17 protein-coding genes are annotated in these 18,897 nt (G+C 64.1%); 8 read left to right on the top strand and 9 right to left on the bottom strand.

The features are described from left to right. Positions 1 to 33: 33 nt before the first annotated feature. Both BRA471DRAFT_RS04710 and BRA471DRAFT_RS04705 read right to left on the bottom strand, forming a co-directional pair. A complete protein-coding gene (locus tag BRA471DRAFT_RS04710; protein WP_007605002.1) occupies positions 34 to 2,628 on the bottom strand; it encodes a CHAT domain-containing tetratricopeptide repeat protein in 2,595 nt (864 codons plus the stop codon). Positions 2,629 to 2,692: 64 nt separating this feature from the next. After that, positions 2,693 to 3,442, bottom strand: a complete 750-nt coding sequence (locus tag BRA471DRAFT_RS04705; protein WP_007605001.1) for a HugZ family protein — start codon at positions 3,440 to 3,442, stop codon at positions 2,693 to 2,695. A 241-nt stretch (positions 3,443 to 3,683) separates the two neighbouring features. On the opposite strand from BRA471DRAFT_RS04705, the gene BRA471DRAFT_RS04700 reads away from it, so the two are divergent. The 5 genes from BRA471DRAFT_RS04700 (at position 3,684) to BRA471DRAFT_RS04680 (ending at position 7,677) form a co-directional block, all read left to right on the top strand. Then, entirely contained in the window at positions 3,684 to 4,385 is a 702-nt protein-coding gene (locus BRA471DRAFT_RS04700; RefSeq protein WP_007597749.1) for a response regulator transcription factor, read from the top strand. A gap of 116 nt (positions 4,386 to 4,501) precedes the next feature. After that, a complete protein-coding gene (locus BRA471DRAFT_RS04695) occupies positions 4,502 to 6,307 on the top strand; it encodes a sensor histidine kinase (protein WP_007604998.1) in 1,806 nt (601 codons plus the stop codon). After that, positions 6,304 to 6,828 (top strand): HPr kinase/phosphorylase, encoded by a 525-nt coding sequence (locus BRA471DRAFT_RS04690; protein ID WP_007604997.1) that lies wholly within the window; start codon positions 6,304 to 6,306, stop codon positions 6,826 to 6,828. Before BRA471DRAFT_RS04695 ends, BRA471DRAFT_RS04690 begins: the two co-directional genes overlap by 4 nt. Before the next feature lie 133 nt (positions 6,829 to 6,961). After that, positions 6,962 to 7,363 carry a PTS sugar transporter subunit IIA gene (locus BRA471DRAFT_RS04685; protein ID WP_007597752.1) on the top strand — a complete coding sequence of 134 codons (402 nt, stop codon included), beginning with the start codon at positions 6,962 to 6,964 and terminating at the stop codon, positions 7,361 to 7,363. After that, positions 7,360 to 7,677 carry an HPr family phosphocarrier protein gene (locus tag BRA471DRAFT_RS04680; RefSeq protein ID WP_007604995.1) on the top strand — a complete coding sequence of 106 codons (318 nt, stop codon included), beginning with the start codon at positions 7,360 to 7,362 and terminating at the stop codon, positions 7,675 to 7,677. Before BRA471DRAFT_RS04685 ends, BRA471DRAFT_RS04680 begins: the two co-directional genes overlap by 4 nt. Positions 7,678 to 7,692: 15 nt before the next feature. Here BRA471DRAFT_RS04680 and BRA471DRAFT_RS04675 read toward each other — a convergent pair whose 3' ends face one another. The 3 genes from BRA471DRAFT_RS04675 to BRA471DRAFT_RS04665 all read right to left on the bottom strand — a co-directional run bounded on the left by BRA471DRAFT_RS04675 (position 7,693) and on the right by BRA471DRAFT_RS04665 (position 11,530). Continuing rightward, complete coding sequence (locus BRA471DRAFT_RS04675) at positions 7,693 to 9,318, bottom strand: glycosyltransferase family 39 protein (protein WP_007604994.1); 1,626 nt, start codon at positions 9,316 to 9,318, stop codon at positions 7,693 to 7,695. An 86-nt stretch (positions 9,319 to 9,404) separates the two neighbouring features. Further along, a complete protein-coding gene (locus BRA471DRAFT_RS04670) occupies positions 9,405 to 10,175 on the bottom strand; it encodes a M15 family metallopeptidase (protein ID WP_007604992.1) in 771 nt (256 codons plus the stop codon). Beyond that, positions 10,172 to 11,530: a YARHG domain-containing protein gene (locus tag BRA471DRAFT_RS04665; protein WP_007604990.1), complete on the bottom strand. Its 1,359-nt coding sequence runs from the start codon at positions 11,528 to 11,530 to the stop codon at positions 10,172 to 10,174. Before BRA471DRAFT_RS04665 ends, BRA471DRAFT_RS04670 begins: the two co-directional genes overlap by 4 nt. A 240-nt stretch (positions 11,531 to 11,770) precedes the next feature. On the opposite strand from BRA471DRAFT_RS04665, the gene lepA reads away from it, so the two are divergent. Further along, on the top strand, positions 11,771 to 13,582 hold the full coding sequence (gene lepA, locus BRA471DRAFT_RS04660; RefSeq protein ID WP_035973542.1) for a translation elongation factor 4: 1,812 nt from the start codon (positions 11,771 to 11,773) through the stop codon (positions 13,580 to 13,582). A gap of 254 nt (positions 13,583 to 13,836) precedes the next feature. On the opposite strand, the gene BRA471DRAFT_RS04655 is transcribed toward lepA, so the two are convergent. After that, a complete protein-coding gene (locus BRA471DRAFT_RS04655) occupies positions 13,837 to 14,610 on the bottom strand; it encodes an SDR family NAD(P)-dependent oxidoreductase (protein ID WP_007604978.1) in 774 nt (257 codons plus the stop codon). Between the two features lie 167 nt (positions 14,611 to 14,777). Here BRA471DRAFT_RS04655 and BRA471DRAFT_RS04650 point away from each other — a divergent pair, with 167 nt between their 5' ends. Beyond that, positions 14,778 to 15,116, top strand: a complete 339-nt coding sequence (locus BRA471DRAFT_RS04650) for a response regulator (protein WP_007604977.1) — start codon at positions 14,778 to 14,780, stop codon at positions 15,114 to 15,116. Between the two features lie 20 nt (positions 15,117 to 15,136). Here BRA471DRAFT_RS04650 and BRA471DRAFT_RS04645 read toward each other — a convergent pair whose 3' ends face one another. The 3 genes from BRA471DRAFT_RS04645 to BRA471DRAFT_RS04640 all read right to left on the bottom strand — a co-directional run bounded on the left by BRA471DRAFT_RS04645 (position 15,137) and on the right by BRA471DRAFT_RS04640 (position 17,008). After that, positions 15,137 to 15,346 carry a hypothetical protein gene (locus BRA471DRAFT_RS04645; protein WP_007604976.1) on the bottom strand — a complete coding sequence of 70 codons (210 nt, stop codon included), beginning with the start codon at positions 15,344 to 15,346 and terminating at the stop codon, positions 15,137 to 15,139. A 15-nt stretch (positions 15,347 to 15,361) separates the two neighbouring features. Beyond that, positions 15,362 to 15,535 (bottom strand): hypothetical protein, encoded by a 174-nt coding sequence (locus BRA471DRAFT_RS38680; protein WP_007604975.1) that lies wholly within the window; start codon positions 15,533 to 15,535, stop codon positions 15,362 to 15,364. 72 nt (positions 15,536 to 15,607) lie between these two features. Then, positions 15,608 to 17,008 carry a TAXI family TRAP transporter solute-binding subunit gene (locus tag BRA471DRAFT_RS04640; RefSeq protein ID WP_007604974.1) on the bottom strand — a complete coding sequence of 467 codons (1,401 nt, stop codon included), beginning with the start codon at positions 17,006 to 17,008 and terminating at the stop codon, positions 15,608 to 15,610. Between the two features lie 258 nt (positions 17,009 to 17,266). Here BRA471DRAFT_RS04640 and BRA471DRAFT_RS04635 point away from each other — a divergent pair, with 258 nt between their 5' ends. Continuing rightward, complete coding sequence (locus BRA471DRAFT_RS04635) at positions 17,267 to 18,892, top strand: amidase family protein (protein ID WP_007604973.1); 1,626 nt, start codon at positions 17,267 to 17,269, stop codon at positions 18,890 to 18,892. The last annotated feature ends 5 nt before the right edge of the window (positions 18,893 to 18,897 follow it).

Below are 18,897 nucleotides of genomic sequence, written 5' to 3'. Positions count from 1 at the left end.
ATAGACAGTCTCAATGTAAATTCCAAGTCCACCCTATCTTACCTCGCCTTCGCCGATGAGCTCGAAGGGCCCCCACATCGCGGGATAGGCGTTGCGCGGTGACGAGGTGTCGTCAACATAGGTTAACATCGCGCGGCGCAAGGCTTCAGCACGCCCGATCTTTGGTTCGTTTTTGAGCAGCTCGAAAGTCGATGTGGTCAAGCGGGTGGCAGCTTCCGAATCCACGGCCCAATGCGAGACCAGGAGAGCGCGCGCACCGGCGTAGAAGAACGAGCGCGCCAGTCCCGACAGGGCCTCGGCGCCGGGCTTATCGCCTGCGATGGTGTTGCAGGCCGACAGCACAACCCAATCCGCATTGAGCTTGAGCTGGGCGACTTCACTTGCGGTGAGCAGACCGTCGTCGAGCTCCGTGGGCTGATCGGGAATGGAGAGCGCGAGCGAGGGCTCACCCAGTCCCTTGATGTCGCCGGCAACGAGGCCGTGGGTGGCAAAGTAGATGATGCCGTATTGAGCAAGCGCTGCTCGCTTGAGCGTCGTCTCGCTGGCGTCGCGGCCGAGATGAATATCGGCCGCGGAAGCCCCGACATCCCTGGCCACCGCGTTCAACTCATCGGCGGTGTCGGGCAGTTGCGGCAGCGCGTGCGCAAGCCGCGCGCGATCGACGCCGGCACCGCGCCAGAAATCGCTATAAGCAATGGTCGCGATGCTGCGCGCGGCGACCTTGCCGCTCGCGGCGCGTCGCTCGGCGGGCGCTTCCAGTGCGGGATTGAACACGGGATCGCCGAAGCCGGTCATCGGCTTCACGCTCTGGTCCCGGCGCGCGAAGGCGCGCAGCGATTTCAGGCTCACGACCGATGGCAGCACCGAGACGGCCTGACGCCGCAGCAGCCAGGCGGCGCCGCGATAGCCTTCGAGCGTGTCCGGGATCGCAGCCTGCGGCTTCTCGGTGACCAGCAGATGAAACGGCAATGCGGTCAGCGCAGCCGACGGCACCACCAGCAGGCTGCGCTTGTCCTTTGTCAACGCCTCGACCGGACCAAGCAGCGCGACATGGAGTTCGTTGGCGAGCGCGAGATCGAACAATCCGGATTTGCCGGAGGCATCGCGCGCTTTGCCGACGTCGAGTCCCTTGCGGAATGCCGTCACCTTCTGCGTCAGCGCATCGGCGCCGAGCGAAATGGCCTTCCAATCGACGCCCTCGCGCGTGATCGCGACGACATAGCTCTGCTTGTCGACGACGGAGTAGAGCACCATCGCCTCGTCGGCCGACAGCAGCAGCTGGATGTCCTTTATCGTCAACGGCAGGGGATTGGAGAGCGACGCGTAGTCGGGAAACTCGACCGCGAGCGTCTTCTGCAAGCCCGCACGCTCGTTCGCAATCGTTGCAATCCGCGCGCGGCTGCGCTGCTCGGTTGCGAGATCGCGCTGCGCGGATTGCTTCGACACCGCGGTGACGATCGCCTTGTCGAGTGCCTCGGACTCAGCCGCGAGATCCTGGTCCCGGCGCACCAGCTCCGCGAGCCGGTCGCTGCCGGCGGCAAGCCGCACCGCAAGCTTGTTCACGGCGGATGCGGCGGAGGATTGCGTGCCGCGCTGGATCGCGGCGAGCGCTTCGTCCAGCGCCTTGTCGCTGGGCAGCAGACCTTGTTGGCGCGCGGCGAACAGGACCGGCAACACGACGCGCAACTGGGCGCGATCGCCCCGAAGCGTTGTTTCCGCGAACGGCAATGCGTCCGCGGTGCGCCCGGCCACGTAGAGGAAATAAGCGAGATTGCTGGTCGAGGTCATGACCTCAGGATGATCAGGCCCAAGCGCGCGTTCGCGGATGACCAGCGCACGGCGATAGAGCGGCTCGGCGTCGCCGTAGCGCTGCTGGTGCTCGTAGAGGCCGGCGAGATTGTTCAGCGAGCGCGCGACGTCGGGATGATCCGGTCCCAGCACCTTCTCCCGGATCGCGAGCGAGCGCTTGATCGGCGCTTCCGCATCCGAATCGCGGTTGAGATCGCGATAGACCTGGCCGAGATTGTTCAGGACCGTGGCCACTGCCGGATGCTCGGGGCCGCCGGCCTTCTGATAGATCGCGAGCGCCCGCTGAAACAACGGTTCCGCGTCGGCATAGTGCTGCTGTTTCACGTAGAGCGTGGCGAGATTATTGAGCGACTGGCCGACATCGGGATGCTCGCGCGACAATCCCTTCTCGCGAACGGCGAGCGCGCGCCTGAACAGCGGCTCGGCCTCGGCATAGCGGCTCTGCCGCTGGTAGAGCGCGGCGAGATTGCTCAGTTCGGCGCCAATCAACGGGGTTTCGAGACCGAGCGACCTTTCCATCAGCATGATGGCGCGCTTGTAGAGCGGCTCTGCCAGATCGTCGTGGCCCTGACCGGCATGAACCTGGCCGAGGTTGTTCAGCGCGGCGGCGAGTTCGCGACCGGTGTCGCTCTTCTCCAGGCTCGCGACCATGCCTTGCGCCAAGGGCAGTGCTTCCGAATATCTGCCGGCGCTCATCAGTGCGTTGATCCGCGCGCTCTCCGCGGCGAGACCTTTCTGGGCAAGGCTGGGCGTGACAAGCGATGCGGTGATCGCGAGCGTCAAACCCGCAACCAGCGTTAGTTTATTCCATTCTGCCATGACGCTCTCGCCGGCCGCCTTCTGACCAATTATGGTCTTGGGTCGCCGCGATCGGCAGCAGCGTTCAATCTGTTGCGCTCTCGTCCATCCTGGTGCGCGCTTCGCCGGCGAGGCGAACCAGCATCTTGCGCAGCGCCGTGCCATCAACCACGCGCTCCGGAAAATCCAACCGCAAGGCGGTCTGGCCGTCCTGCATGTCGAGGCCCTCCGGATCGCAGCCGGTGCAGCGCCAGTCGCCTACGGCAGCGCCGAGCAGCTTTGTTGCATAGAGGCCCATGGCGTCGCGGTGGTCGGCATTCATGTGCGCGACCGCCCCCTCCTCCGCCGCCAGCAAGTCCTCGGCCCCCGTGAGGTCCGTGAGGAATTGGTCCGGCTTGAGGTCGACGATCCGGCCGAAGCCGGCGACCAGATGGGTTCCCGTGGGTCGAATCCGGAAGAAGGAGAAATCCTTAAAGGAAACAAAAGCTTCCGCCGAGGGATGGGCATTGAGATACCGTCGCTGGAGCAGATCCTTGTCGGCATCGGCCGGCTCGGCACGGCCGGACAGCATGATCCGGGCGCCTTCCAGCGGATCGCCCGCCGCCCGCTCGTCCAGCATCAGGGACACCCGGCTGTCGGCCAGGATGTTCCTGGTGTGCAGGGCCAATCCCGAGATCAGCAGGATCGGAGAGCCATCCGGATGGCTCGCCAGATTGACCAGGGAGCAATAGGGATCGCCGCTGCCTGCCATCAACGTCGCCAATGCCCCCTGCCGTGACCGCCGCAGCAGCGATTTGGCGAGCTTTCCGGGGTCGAAATCGGAGGTCGGTTGCATCGGCTTTCTCGGGTCAGGTGGTTGCATGGAGGGCCTTTTTTCGGGTAAACCGGGGCCCGGTTATGGGTCGAGATGCGGCGAATCTGCCGTGTTTCGTGGAACTTGGTCACACTTCAGCCTAGCTTGCATTGCTCGGTGACAAAGTTCGAATGCCAACATCGGCACCCATGTATGCGGCGCATCAGTGGATTGCTCGCCGTTTCAAGCCACGACCCAAACGGAAAGCAGAAAGCAGAGGCTCATGCCCACAATCGCTTTGGTCGACGACGACCGCAACATTCTCACATCCGTCTCGATCGCGCTGGAGGCCGAAGGCTACCGCATCATGACCTATACCGACGGCGCCTCGGCGCTCGACGGTTTCCGCACCACCCAGCCCGATCTCGCCATCCTCGACATCAAGATGCCGCGCATGGACGGCATGGAGACGTTGCGCCGGCTGCGGCAGAAATCCGACCTGCCCGTGATCTTCCTGACCTCCAAGGACGAAGAGATCGACGAACTGTTCGGCCTCAAAATGGGCGCCGACGACTTCATCCGCAAACCGTTCTCGCAGCGCCTGCTGGTCGAGCGCGTCAAGGCGGTGCTGCGCCGTTCGGCGCCGAAGGATCCGACCGTCACGCCGAAGGAGAACGACGCCAAGGCGCTCGACCGCGGCCTGCTGCGCATGGATCCTGAACGGCACACCTGCACCTGGAAAAACGAGCCTGTGACGCTGACCGTCACCGAATTCCTGATCCTGCAGGCGCTCGCGACCCGGCCCGGCGTGGTGAAGAGCCGCAATGCGCTGATGGACGCCGCCTATGACGACCAGGTCTATGTCGACGACCGCACCATCGACAGCCACATCAAGCGACTGCGCAAAAAGTTCAAGGTCGTCGACAACGAGTTCGAGATGATCGAGACGCTCTACGGCGTCGGCTACCGCTTCAAGGAAGCCTGAGGCGCGCGCGCCTCCACCAAAGACCGAGAGCATCGCCGGTTCTGATTCCATCGGGACCGGGATGGCTCTAGGATGCGGAGACCTTCGCACGAGCTGTCCTAACGCGGGCGTGAGCATTGCTTGACCGAACGCAGCCTGACGAGAACCAGAACGCCGAGGACGTCACCGCCCGCGGCGCTCCGGATCAATTGGCCGAGGACAAGCCGGCCGTGCGGGGCTGGCGTCCGCTGAACTGGCTGAAGCGCGCCGGGCAGTTCTTCTTCGCGCTGTCCTTCTCGAGCCTGACCCGCCGCATCGTCTCGCTCAACCTCGCCGGCCTGGTCGCGCTGGTGGCGAGCATCCTCTATCTGTCGCAATTCCGCGCCGGCCTGATCGACGCGCGCGCGCAGAGCCTGCTGGTACAGGCGGAGATCATCGCCGGCGCGATCGCGGCCTCCGCGACGGTGCAGACCAATGCCATCACCATCGATCCCGACCGGTTGCTCGACCTCAAGCCCGGCGAGACCTATGGCGGGTCGGACGAGTATTCCCCGCTGGATTTTCCGATCAATCCGGAGCGCGTGGCGCCGGTGCTGCGCACGCTGATCTCGCCGACCAAGACGCGCGCCCGCATCTACGACCCGAACGGCAGCCTGCTGGTCGACAGCCGCAGCCTCGATACCGTGGTGCGCTTCCCCCTGCCGTCGGTCTCCGCCGAGAAGCCGGGAGTAGTCGAACGCGGCATGGTCGCGGTCCGTACCTGGCTCAATCGCGGCGACCTGCCGCTCTATCGCGAGCTCGGCCCCGAGAACGGCAATGGCTATGCGGAGGTCGGCGACGCGCTCCAGGGCCAGAAGCGCTCGATGGTGCGGGTCAATGCGCGCGGCGAGGTGATCGTCTCTGTCGCGGTCCCCGTGCTGCGCTCGCGCGCCATCCACGGCGCGCTGATGCTGTCGACGCAGGGCGACGACATCGACCAGATGGTCACCGCCGAGCGCCTCGCCATCCTCAAGGTGGGCGGCGTCGCCGCCGCGGTCATGATCATGCTGTCGCTGCTGCTCGCCAGCACGATCGCAGGTCCGGTCCGCCGACTCGCCGACAGCGCCGAACTGATCCGCCGCCGCATCAGGACCCGGGTCGAAATTCCCGACTTCACCCGTCGTCGCGACGAGATCGGCCATCTCTCCGGTGCGCTGCGCGACATGACCAGTGCACTCTACAGCCGCATCGAAGCGATCGAGATGTTCGCCGCCGACGTCGCGCACGAATTGAAGAACCCGTTGACCTCTTTGCGCTCCGCGGTCGAGACGTTGCCGCTGGCGCGCAACGAGAACAGCCGCGCGCGCCTGCTCGAGGTGATCGAGCATGACGTCAAGCGGCTCGACCGGCTGATCTCGGACATCTCCGATGCCAGCCGTCTCGATGCCGAACTGCAGCGCCAGGATGCCATCCCGGTCGACCTGCGCCGCCTGCTGACGACGCTCGTCTCCGTCGCCAATGAAACCAAGCTCGGCCATGACGTCGCGGTCGAAATGCGTTTCGAGGGCCGCAGCACGACCGACAATTTCGCCGTGACCGGCCACGATTCGCGGCTCGGACAGGTCGTCTCCAACCTGCTCTCCAACGCACAGTCCTTCTCCGAGCCCGGCAAAAAGGTGCGCCTCACCTGCCGCCGCGTGCGCGGAGAGATCGAGATCGTGATCGACGACGACGGCCCCGGAATCCGCGACGACGCGCTGGAGCGCATCTTCGAGCGCTTCTACACCGACCGACCTCATCAGGGCTTTGGCCAGAACTCCGGCCTCGGCCTGTCGATCTCCAAGCAGATCGTCGACGCGCATGGCGGACGCATCTGGGCCGAGAACCGCCCCGGCCCGGCGGACGAGGACGGCGCGCCTACCGTGGTCGGCGCGCGCTTCGTGGTGAGGCTGCCGGCGCTATGAGCGACGGCGGCCCCAGCATTCACGCCTCGGCGGTCAAGGTGGGAGATCTGGCGGTGCTGATCCGCGGGCCCTCGGGCTCCGGCAAGTCGCGCCTTGCCTTCGATTTGATCATGGCGGGACGTAGCGGCGTGCTCGAAAGGGCCGTTCTGGTCGGTGATGACCGTGTCCATCTGGCGACAGTCGGCCGCGAAATTGAGGTCCGCCCCGCCCCGGTCCTGGCCGGCCTGATCGAGATCCGGGGGCTGGGAATCCGCCGCTGCGACTTTGTGGAGCATGCGACCGTCGGCCTCGTGGTCGATCTGGACGCCGCGGACGCGGAGCGGCTCCCGCCGGGCGAATCCCTGAAAACAGGCATTTTAGGTGTTGAAATACCGCGAATCCCCATCGGCCGCGACTATTCGCCCCTTCCTCTGGTTGTCGCCGCCTTGACCACTACCAAGAGTTCATCTTCCGTTAACCCTTCAGGCGATTGTTTGAAGGGAAATGGTAACCATATGAACCCCACACTCGCGACCGAATAGACCGGCGCAACTCCCCTTATCCATCCGTCTAGATTCAGGGAGATACGCAACATCCCCTCTTGCGCGGGGGCTCTGGATGGTCAAAGTGGCGCGTTCGTGCGGTGCACCAAAAGCGCCCGCGAGGAGTTTTCCGATGATTGGTCTAGTACTTGTGACCCACGGGCGCCTTGCCGACGAATTCAAGGCAGCGCTTGAACATGTCATGGGCCCACAAAAGCAAATCGAAGCGATCACGATCGGTGCCGAAGATGATTCCGATCTCTGTCGAAGCGACATCATCGAGGCGGTTAACCGCGTCGATTCCGGCGATGGCGTCGCGATCCTCACCGACATGTTCGGCGGCACGCCATCCAACCTGGCAATATCCTGCATGAGCCGGCCGAAGGTCGAGGTGCTCGCGGGCATCAACCTTCCCATGCTGGTGAAGCTCGCCAAGGTCCGCGAAGAGCGTCCGCTCCCCGACGCGATCGCGATGGCCCAGGAAGCCGGCCGCAAATACGTCACCATCGCCAGCCGCGTCCTCGCCGGCAAATGAGCGACGAGGCGCCGCAAGCCGGGACGGGCGTGCCCGCGGGCGCGATCTCCAAGGACCTTCTGATCATCAACAAGCGCGGCCTGCACGCGCGGGCCTCCGCAAAGTTCGTCCAGGCCGTCGAGCGCTTCAGCGCGCAGGTCTGGGTGACGCGCGGCGGCGAAACCGTCGGCGGCACCTCGATCATGGGCCTGATGATGCTCGCCGCCGGTCCGGGCACCACCATCACGGTCGCCGCTGCCGGCGATGATGCCGAAGCAGCGCTCGCGGCGATCACCGAACTCGTTGAAAGCAAATTCAACGAGGAAGGGATCTAGGCGGCCTCGCCTCGATCAATTCCCCGGCGGCGCGATGTAGATGTTCCAGCTCATCGACGGACCGGCCTTGCCGTGGGTGAAACGGCGCGTCGTCATCACGATGCGCTCGGCGTTCGGCGCGACCTCGGACACCCATTTCTCGAAGGCCGGCAGGCGGCCGTCGGCCGGATCGAACACGCCGATGAAGCCGTATCGCTTGACGTCATCGGGCGAAATCAACCCGGACCCCCAGGCTTCGAGCGGCGTGAACGCGGCCGGATGATCCGGGCTGTAGAACACCATCGGCTGGATCGACTCCATGGTGCCGGCGACGACCGCCCAGCGCGAGGCGAAGCGCGCGTGCCAGGCCTGCGTCAGCTCGCGCGCGAGATCCGAGCGCGCGCCATAGGTCGCCGTGTTGCCCGCATTGGCCGCCATCTCGCGCGCGGCGATCCAGGGCGAGGCAATGAGCGTGGCGACGTTGAGCACGAGCCAGATCGCGACAATGTTGAACAGCGCAGCGCTCTGCACCCGCAACGCCGGGATCGCGACCAGCGAGAGCGGCACCAGAAAGAACAGCGAGATGCCCCAATCGGTCTTCATGTAGATGCTGAAGGCCAGCGCGCCGAGCGCGGGGCCGACCGCGACGATGATCTGAATGAGCCAGACGTTGCGCGCCTGCGAAAGGTTCACGCTCGCATTCGCGCCGCGCGCCCAGGCCCGCGTGACGATGCGCGAGGGCGCACGCAGGAGCAGCCTGAACCAAGGCGGCACCAGCGCCATCGCCAGCGCGGCCAGCGCCACCGGCAATGCCAGCAGCGCGACGTTGTGCAGGGCATAGCCGGCCACGAGCTGATGCACCTGGCCGCTGTCCTCGAGGCTGTAGGTGTCGCCGGCATAGGTCAGCGGCACGAAATGCGCGTCCGCCAGCCAGACGATGTGCGGGATCATCGCCGCCGCCATCGTCGCGATCGCAACCCATGGCGCTGGCGATGACAGGAATCTCATTCGCTCCGGATGGATCAGCGCGGCAAGCCCGATGGCGCCGATCATGGTCAGCACCCAATATTTGGTCATCAGCGCCAGCGCGCCGGCAAGGCCGAGCAGGACTCCGGATTGCCAGCTCCGCTTCTCGAACGCATTGAGATAAGCGAGCACGAGGAGCGGCAAGGTGACGAGCTGGAGCAGGTCGGGATTGTACTTGAAACCCTTGAAATTGAAGATCGGATAGAGCGCGACCATCACCACGACCAGGAACGCGCGCCGCGCATCCACGACGCGCAGCGCAATGAGCCAGCAGATCACCATACCGGTGCCGACGGTCGCCATCGCCAGCGCATAGGTCGCCCAATCCGTCGGCGGGAACAGTGTGAACCAGAGGCCGGCGACCCAGCCCGACAGCGGCGGGTGCTTGCCATAGCCCCAGAGGAATTTCTGGCCCCAGCCCCAGGCTTCCGCGACGTCCATGTGAACGTCCTGCGCGGCCTTGAGATTGATCAGGATGAAGGTCCAGAGCACCGCATGCAGGATGGCGAGCTGGATCACCAGCCAGAGGCGCGCCTCGGGGCGGGTGGCGCTGGCAACCAGCCAGGCCCGGAAACGCTTGAAACTCACCCGGGCTTTTGCGCGTGTCCGGGTGGAGGGGATCGAGGTTGTAGACATGGCCGCTTGGGTAGCGCGTTTCGCGCTTGAGTGAAATCAGCTTGGCGTGAATGAATGACGGCCTGGAGCACGGAAACGATACGGAATCACCGGGCCAGTAGTTCCGGGCGATATTCAAAGTGCATCGTGTCGTAATGATACCATTTGCCTCCCCAGATGAACCCGTGGCGTTCGAAGATATCGACGATCTCCCGCGGCATCCTGTTCTTGTACGGGATCGACTTTCCGCGGCCCGCCCACAGCCAATAGTCGGAATATCGCAGGTTCAGATCGATCGCGACGGCATAGCCATGCATGCTCATCTTACCGGTATCGGCGACCGGCCGGCACGACAGCACGCCGGCAATGGGAAAGGCTGCGGCCCTCAGCGCTGGTTCGAGCTTGTCGATTTCCGCCGACACCTCCTTGAGCCGATCCGCGACGCCATTGATCCGCGTCACCTGGACCGCCTTCCCCCATGATCGCGGCAACCAGGTGATGGTCACGAGATTCCGCTGCACCGCTCCAGCACGGCAGTCACCATACATCTTCGTGAAAAACGCTTCGTTCCGGAATCTGCCGGGATCGGCGTTCAACGCGGGCGGCGCAGAAGCCCCTACGGGATAGGCCAACCGGAGCTGGTCGATGATCGAGGCATTGCGCAGCCGCTGGTCAAACGATTTGTCGTCGACACCATCGTCCACCGGCATCTTAGTGCCATCGCGCCACGAAATTTGCTTGCCATCGTGGCCGGTCAGGAAATCGGGATAGGCACGCACCAGCTGATCCAGAAGTTCGGTTCTGGTTTGAGCGTCCGCCGGCACGGACGCAGCCACCAAGGCGACGACGATCTGTGCTGCCCGCAATGCGATTGTCATCGACGCCTGCCGGCCTGATCGAGCAGCGCGGCATTCGTCTCCTCGATCGAATTGAGTTTCGGATTCCACGTGTTGGGAGCGTACCACGGGAAGCGTTCAAAACGGGCCTTGAGATCTGCCGCCTCGAAATATCGCCCCCGCCGCGCGTAGATCTCGTTGCGTGCGATACGGATTTCCTCGTTCGACAGCCCGCGCAGATCCGCCGGCGTGAGCAGGCGTCGATCTGAATCGGGAAAGATGAGGCTGCCTTGAGCCGGGCCGCCGGATTCATAGCGGTCGATCAAGGCGACATTTGCCTTCTCGATGGCGTTCAGCGGCGGGTCCCAGGTGCGCGGTACATACCAGGAGAACTTGCTGAACCTCGCGGTCAGTTCGGGCGAGTTGAAGTAGCGCCCTCGCCGCGCAAAGATTTCGTTGCGGGCGAGGCGCAGCTCTTCCTTGCTCAGCGTCTTCAAATCGCCGTCGGCAAGCAGCCGGCTATCCGAATCCGGGAAAAGGAAATCCGATTGGGTTCTCGCAACCGGAGGTGTGGAAGGCGGAAGGTTCGCAGGGGGCGACGCGACCGTTGCCGGCACGTTGACCGGCGCGACCTGCACTGCAGGCGCGCCTGAAAAGTAGAATGATCCATCGATCGGCGAGCTGGAGACCCAGGGTTGCTGCGAGCTACCGGTCGAGCGCTTCACAATGAGCCCCACCTGATTGAACGCCTGGAGCACGTCGAGCCCGGGTCTCTGCATCGTCTCGACCAGCGCGCGCGTGTAGGGACTGTGCCCATCGGATCCGTCGAGCGCGACGTTGCCCGGTTGCGTGGCGTAGGAGAGCAGCGTTCCCTCCGGCGCCCGGATTTGCGCCAAACCTCCGTCGGAGCCACGGAGGCCGCGACCACCGAACGGATTGTTCCTGCATGCATCGAGAATGACGATGTTCAGCTTGGTTCCTGCGCCGTCCATCTGCCGCAGCACCAGCGCGGCGTCGACCATTTGGAAATCCACATCGGACTCGCGCGTCGGATTCGCCGAGACCGGAACGAGATAGTTCGTGCCGCGGACCTGGATGCCGTGTCCGGCGTAATAGAACAGGGCGACATCTGCGCCGATCAGCTGGTTGCCGAAACGTTGGACCGCATTGTCGAAGCCTGCCTTGTCCAGCTCGACCTGGGCGCCGCCGCCGACCAGCGTGAAGCCGAGCCTATGCAAGGTATCGGCCACCAGCAGCGCGTCATTCCTGGGATTTTCCAGCCGCGACACGTTCTGGTAGGCGGAATTGCCTATGACGAGGGCCACGCGTTTTTCAGCAGCGGCCGGGAAGGCGAAACACGCCGCAACCAACAAAGCGGAAAGGCGCTTCCAATGCATTGCCTGTTTCCATGACAGAAAGCCGGAAAACTAGCAGAGGCGGTCGCTGAAATCGATGGCAGGGAGGCCGGAGATCGCAGCGGCTGGCGGATCGATGCCGTCCACCCTCTGGTCCCGCGGGAGGCAGGGCCGGCTGCCCCGTCCCGGACGCGCAGGCGCACTGCCGGGCGTGCCTTCTGGGGGCGCAGCAGGACCAAGTGAATGGTTGCCGCACGGGGGTGTGAGTGGTATCCCGCGCCCATGACGACCGTCCCCATTTCCAACATCCGCAATTTCTCCATCGTCGCCCATATCGACCATGGCAAATCGACGCTGGCCGACCGCCTGATCCAGATGACCGGCGGCCTCACCGACCGTGAAATGGCGGGCAAGGAGCAGGTGCTCGATTCCATGGACATCGAGCGCGAGCGCGGCATCACCATCAAGGCGCAGACGGTGCGCCTCGCCTACCGCGCCAAGGACGGCAAGGATTACATCTTCAACCTGATGGACACGCCCGGCCACGTCGACTTCGCCTACGAAGTCTCGCGGTCGCTGGCGGCCTGCGAGGGTTCCCTGCTGGTGGTGGATGCCAGCCAGGGCGTCGAGGCACAGACACTCGCCAACGTCTACCACGCGCTCGATGCGGGGCATGAGATCGTTCCGGTCCTGAACAAGGTCGACCTTCCCGCCGCCGAGCCGGAAAAGGTCAAGCAACAGATCGAGGACGTCATCGGCATCGACGCGTCCGAGTCCGTGATGATCTCGGCCAAGACCGGCCTCGGCGTGCCCGACGTGCTGGAGGCGATCGTCACCCGCCTGCCGCCGCCGAAGGGTGACCGCGAGGCGACGCTGAAGGCGTTGCTGGTCGACAGCTGGTACGACGTCTATCTCGGCGTGGTGGTGCTGATCCGCGTCGTCGACGGCGTCATGAAGAAGGGCAGCCGGGTCCGCATGATGGGCACGGGCGCGGCCTATGACATCGAGCGCGTCGGCTTCTTCACCCCGAAGATGACGCAGGTCGACGAGCTCGGCCCCGGCGAGATCGGCTTCATCACCGCCGCGATCAAGGAAGTGGCCGACACCCGCGTCGGCGACACCATCACCGACGACAAGAAGCCGGTGACCGAGATGCTGCCGGGCTTCAAGCCGGCCATTCCCGTGGTGTTCTGCGGCCTGTTCCCCGCCGACGCCGACGACTTCGAGACCTTGCGCGCGGCGATGGGCAAGCTGCGCCTCAACGATGCCAGCTTCTCCTACGAGATGGAGACCTCGGCCGCACTCGGCTTCGGCTTCCGCTGCGGCTTCCTCGGGCTGTTGCACCTGGAGATCATCCAGGAGCGGCTGTCGCGCGAATTCGATCTCAACCTGATCGCGACCGCGCCCAGCGTGATCTACAAGATGAGCCTCACTGACGGCCAGGAAATCTCGATTCACAATCCTGTCGACATGCCTGATGTGGTCAAGATCGCGGAGATCCAGGAGCCCTGGATCGAGGCCACGATCCTCACCCCCGACGAATATCTCGGCAGCGTGCTGAAGCTGTGCCAGGACCGCCGCGGCGTGCAGAAGGAGCTGACCTATGTCGGCTCCCGCGCCATGGTGAAATACGATCTGCCGCTCAACGAGGTCGTGTTCGATTTCTACGATCGCCTGAAGTCGGTCTCCAAGGGCTACGCCTCGTTCGACTATCATCTCACCGACTACAAGCCGGCCGATCTGGTGAAGATGCAGATCCTCGTCAACAACGAGCCGGTCGACGCGCTCTCGATGCTGGTGCATCGCACCCGTGCCGAAGGCCGCGGCCGCGCCATGGTCGAGAAGATGAAGGATTTGATCCCGCCGCACATGTTCCAGATCCCGATCCAGGCAGCGATCGGCGGCAAGGTGATCGCGCGCGAAACGGTCCGCGCGCTACGCAAGGACGTCACCGCAAAGTGCTACGGCGGCGACATCACCCGTAAGCGCAAACTTCTGGAGAAGCAGAAGGAAGGCAAGAAGAAGATGCGGCAGTTCGGCAAGGTCGACATCCCGCAGGAAGCCTTCATCGCCGCGCTGAAGGTGGATAGCTGAGGCGAGGCCTTTAGGCCGCCGCGAGCGCGACGAGACAGGTCTGGTCCGCGCTTCTCGGGGCCGGAAAATAAAAATCGCGAAAACAACCCCATACACAGTAGCGAAGGGCTTGTTGATTTTCAGAATTTCGTTTGACTCGTCGGGCAAAACAGGCGCATGATGGCATCATGCAGCACGTGGCAATGCCGTGCGCATGAGGGGCAGCATCGTCCTCCGAACGCTTTGAGAAGATGTGGACTTCAGGCGAATTGCTTCTACGCCGGAGGCAGCGTCACCCCTGTCAACTCGCCCAGCTTGTCCAGAAGTCTCTCCTGAAAATCGGGATCGGTCGCTTCGTGGGCCGGCTCTTGTTGCCGGAGGTCGTGCCAGTAACGACCGCTGACCAGAGCGGCGGGATCATCGCTCACCGCCAGCCAGGTCTGCGTCCGTTGTCCGGTGGCCACGCCGACCGGCGCTCCGGCACCGCCCATTTTGGTGCGTGCCCAGCCGGGATCGACGGCGTTGCTCAGCACCTGCGGCCAACGCCGCGCCAAGGCAAAGGCCAGTGCGACCATGTGCAGCTTGCTCTCCGCGTACGCCTTGGCCGGATCCCAGGTTCGCCTGGTCCAGTCGAGATCGCCTAGCGATCCCTCTCCGCCGCGATGTAGTCCGCTGCTGAGATACACCAGCCGATCGGGGCGCTTCATCAGGGCGGTGAGCAAATAGGGCGCGAGCGTGTTGACCGCCAAAGTGGAGGCGTGGCCTTCGGGCGTCGGGCCGCGGCTGCGCTCGGTATAGACCCCGGCGTTGTGGATGACCGCGTCCATTCGTCCGATTGCGTTGACCTGATCTGCCAAATGTCTGGTCTGGGCGGCGCTTTTGAGGTCGCCGATCACGACCCGTGCGGATTGCGATTCAAGCCCGGCGATTGCCGCCGCACGTTCCGCCGATCGTGCGTGCAGGACGATTTGGTGGCCTTGTTCGAGGAGAGACTGGGCAGCTGCGCGGCCCAGACCGTCCGTGCTGCCCGTGATGAAGATGATTGCCATTGCCGCTCCTGTCCGGTCCCCGCTTCGGCGCCTCCGTCGAAAGCTCAAGGAGAAATGCGACATGTTCGACTGATCATGCCGTGGCGCAAGGAGCGCCGAACGAAGACATCACAACCGAACAATCTTCCAGGACGCGCATTAACATTCGATAAGTGGGGAATGACCGCATGTCGAATTTCGTCATGCTGCTGGTCGAGGACGACTCGCTCCAGCGCGAAGTTCTATCCGACCTTCTCAAGGACGAAGGGTTCGAAGTTGTCGAATGTGCCACCGCGGAAGCGGCGGAGCTTATCGTCGCGTCTACGGGCAGTGAGCTACGGGCGCTCATTACCGATCACAACCTCGCGGGAAGAATGACCGGGCTCGAGCTCGCAGAGTACGCTCGCAGTGCTCATCCGGGGCTCAACATCGTGCTGATGTCGGGGACGGTGATGGCGCCGCTGCCGCCCAATACGACCTTTTTGCGCAAGCCGTTTGCGCCCGCCCATTTGCTGGCGGCCGTGTAGAATCAGAATGCCCTTGAGGGTCATCCGCCCGAATTTTCCGCGCCGACGGCGTTCTCGCTTTCCGGCACCGTCAGCCGGACCGAGTGACCCTGCCGCATGGCGAGCGATGCCGCGGCCACAGCCGCCTCGAAAGCGGCTTCCTTGGTCTGGTAAGTGTTCCGGATTTCGCCATCGTGGTCGACATGCCAGGCACCATCCGTGCCAACGATATCATAGGCTGCGAGGCCCATAGTCTATCCCTCCTTTCATGCGTCCGGGGTCGCCTTGGACGCCTGGGTGCTGCTCACCGGGTCCGACGCCGGGAAACTGTCCTTCAAGCCCTTGTCCAACTCGTCGTCCCTGGCCTTGTCGCGTCGGATGCCGCGCTTGAGATCTTCCGCGTTCTTGTCCGGCGGTGCCGGATCGAATTTCTCGGTCATGCAAGTGTCCTTTCATGGCTCAAACGCCTTGAGCGCCCAACCGTTCCTTTCCAGGAACCAAAGCCAGTATCGCTACCGCCGCGCGGCGAGCACGTTCGAAGGAGAAATTTGCAACGCTGCGCGCCTCTCGCTGAGGGCATGATCGAACAGTTCGAGCACCAGGCCGAAGGCTGCCAGCTCCTCCTCCTCGATGGCGCCGTCATCGTAGCAGCCAAGTGTTTCGACGATGATGGCGTCGACCTCCTGCTGCATCGCCAGCAGTTCGTGGTCGAACTCCGCAGTGCGCACCTTGGAAACCAGCGCCAGGATTCTGTTGCGATGGCCAGTGTTCTCGTCGCGTTCATCCCGATTCAGATATTGACGCAGCCAGGCGCCGGCCGAACCAATGCCGGAGAGAAGCAGGAGCGCAAACCAGAAATAGTCGCCGTATCTGTCGAGGAAGGTGCGCTCGGTCCCGTCGATCACGGCCGCCGCTCCCCGGTGAACCGGCAGCTCGGCTTCTTTCTCGGTGTCCGGCTTGGTGATCTGCGCAGCGCCAGGCACCTGCCTGGCAATCGCCTGGCGGAGGGCGAACTGCTGGCGGTAAAACGCCGCCACTGTCGTTTCGGACAAGGCATTCCGCGCGACGATCAAATGGCTGACACTGACGGTCTCAACCTTGTCATCCGGCCGGGCTGGACTCGCATTGAAAATGCTTGGCGGAATTTCCTCCGATTCGTAACGAGGATGCTTCAGGGCGATGGCTTCCGATGCGTCGATCGCGAGAAATTTCGGCTCGCCACGCGTCCGGGCGGTCGCGGCAATCGCGTCGGCGGTTATCTTGCTATCGAGCGGGCCGACAGCCATGAAGGCGTCGAGGCTCGGGTCACGCGCCAGCTCCTCAAGCTGGCCCGTGCCGAATTGAGCGACCGTGACCTTGTCCGGCTCCACACCGGCGGCGCTCAGGATGACTCTCAGCAACGCGGCGTTCGCCGGGGTCGCGCCAATCACCCCCACCTTGTGCCCCGCGAGATCGGCGACCTCCTTGATTTTCGGCGCCGGCCTTCGCTTGGAGCCCTTGCCTGCAACTCCCGAAGAAGACCACAGCACGACGAAGTTCTTGCGCAAGATGACGACTGTTTGCGCGTCGGCCGGCATTTCCAGATCGCCGCGACCCACCGCAAGGTCGGCCTTGCCGGCACCGAGCAGAGCGAGAGCTTCGGCAGCCCCGGCGGTCGTGATCGGAGACAGCCTCACGGTCCTGCTTTCGTTGGCAAATGCCTCGGTCATCGCCTCGATCACTTTGTGATCGTTGCTTCCCGGCGGTCCGACGGCAATCCGCAGAGTTATCGGCCGCAGCGCGTAATACAATGTACCCGCAGCGGCACCGAAAGCGAGAAATCCGATGGCTAAAATCAGCAGCAGGGTCTTCGTCTGTCTCCGCCCTCGGCGGGCTGCGTCACTGCGTTTCATCGGAGCATCAGACGAGGACATTTGCCGCTTCCGGTTGGAGGCCAAAATCGCTGCCTGTTTCGGAAGAGTATCATGCTGTTCTGGAAAACGATAATATCCGAGCAGCGCCAATAATTTCTTGGGGCCGGCGTGAGCTCTTCGAGCTCGCGCCATCATCTCTGATTCCGCACTTCACGTAGCGATTGCCGGATTGACGGCACACCACCTTGATCGTCTTCGCCAAATAGACCACCATCGCGCGATTGACCGCTCACGGCAGAATGGGGCGAGGAAACGCGAATGTCCGAGCTTCCTGGATCTGGCCTGACTGAACGGATGCCGTCGGCGCTGACCATGCAGATGCTCGCGCACGCGCCGATGAGCGACATCATCGATGCCTTGGCCGGCGGGCGGATCACCGCGAGGGCGCTGGCCGAATTCTATCTCGCGCGCATCGCGGCCTATGACCGCGACGGGCCTAAACTCAACTCGGTCCGCGCACTCAATCCCGATGCGCTCGCGGGCACGCTCGACGGCACGAGGCCGTCGGCCCAGCGGCCGCTGGCGGGCGTGCCGATCCTGCTGAAGGACAATATCGCGACGGGCGACGAACAACCGACCACGGCGGGCTCGCTGGCGCTGGAGGGCGCGCGCGCCAGGGATGACGCCACCATCGTCAAGCTGCTGCGGAGCGCCGGCGCGGTGATCCTGGGCAAGGCGAACCTGACGGAGTTCGCCAACATGCTCGCGATCGACATGCCCTCGGGCTATTCATCGCTGGGCGGCCAGGTGAAGAACCCCTACGCACCAGGGCTGATGGACGAGCACGGCATCCCGGTTCTGACCCCAGGGGGCTCAAGCTCGGGTTCGGCGGTCGCGGTGGCGGCCGGACTGTGCGCGGCCTCAATCGGCACCGAAACCTCGGGCTCGCTGCTGTTTCCCGCCAGCCTGAACGGACTCGTCACCGTGAAGCCGACGGTCGGGCTGATCAGCCGTGCCGGCATCGTGCCGCTCGCGCACAGCCAGGACACCGCCGGGCCTATGACGCGCACGGTGCGCGATGCGGCGATGCTGCTGAATGTGCTGGCTGCCAAGGACCCGCTCGACCCAGCGACGCAAGATCAGCGGCGGCCGGCCGACTACACCGCCGGCCTCGTCACCGACGCGATGAAGGGCGCGCGCATCGGCGTGCCGAGCGATCCCGCTGACCCGCTGAACGATTGCTATTACGGCAAGCTGCCGGCCAAGTCGGCCAAGCTGATGGCTGGGGTGATCAAGGTGCTGGAAGATCTCGGCGCCATCATCGTGCGCGCCAGCATGCCAACTCTTGGCTGGATCGGTGGGCCGGGCACGACCATGTCCGTGCTCAACCGCAATCCGCTGAGCGCCCACAAAGGCACGGTCGCAAGGCCGCCGGTCGTCTTTCTGTACGAGCTGAAGCACGATCTCAATCTCTACCTGAGGGATTGGGCGACCAACACTGACATCAAGACCATGGCCGACATCGTGGCCTTCAACGCCGCGAACGCCGACAATGCGCTGCGTTTCGGACAGGACCACTTTCTCGCCGCTGACTTGACCAGGGGCGATCTCAGCGAGCCCGAATACAAGTCCGCACGTGCCATGGACCTGCTCTCCGCCAGGACGCGCGGTATGGACGCCTATATGAACCAGCACGAGCTCGATGCGGTGCTATTCCCCGGCGCCTATGGCGCCGCAATCGCCGCCAAGGCAGGGTATCCCAGCGTCATGGTGCCTGGCGGCTTCGTCTCGGGGACAGACGACGGCAAAGACACACCCGACTATCCGCTCGGCGTCACTTTCGCAGGGCGCGCCTGGAGCGAGCACAAGCTGCTGCGGCTGGCGTATGCCTTCGAGCAAGCAACCGACGCACGCAAGCCGCCGCCGGCTTTGCCCGAGCTGTGATGTCG

This window comes from Bradyrhizobium sp. WSM471, from assembly GCF_000244915.1.
Lineage (GTDB): Bacteria > Pseudomonadota > Alphaproteobacteria > Rhizobiales > Xanthobacteraceae > Bradyrhizobium.
Note: the sequence above shows the minus strand (reverse complement) of the source record. Positions and strands in the feature narration are given on the sequence as shown.